The organism is Pseudomonas sp. 2822-17, assembly GCF_002742485.1.
GTDB lineage: Bacteria > Pseudomonadota > Gammaproteobacteria > Pseudomonadales > Pseudomonadaceae > Aquipseudomonas > Aquipseudomonas cyclaminis.
On sequence record NZ_LJRZ01000219.1, the window covers coordinates 1 to 350 of the forward strand.

General features: G+C 36.9%; 1 protein-coding gene. It reads left to right on the forward strand.

Annotation, left to right across the window (positions count from 1 at the left end; all coding sequences use genetic code 11):
• Positions 1-350 (forward strand): oligosaccharide flippase family protein (locus AOA60_RS01655; RefSeq protein WP_158235014.1); only part of this gene is annotated, 350 nt, incomplete at both ends.

A 350-nucleotide genomic window follows, 5' to 3' on the forward strand; every position in this document is an offset into this window, starting at 1 on the left:
GTCTAGATGGCCTGGCACTTTATCAATATGGATATAACCCTTATACTATTTTTCTAAGCCTATCTACACTCGGAATACCTATTGCTATTTCCAAATTCATATCAAAATACAATGCACTAGGGGACTATCAAACCGTACAGCGATTATTCCGATCAGGGATTTTAGTTATGTCTGTTACTGGTATCCTTGCTTTCGCTCTTTTATTTTATCTCGCAGAACCCATTGCACGTAATTTTCTAAATCCTGAAGAACTTGAAGGAAACACAATAGCTGATGCTGTATTCGCTATTAGAATGGTAAGTACCGCATTGCTTATTATTCCAATCATGGCTTCTATACGTGGTTATTTC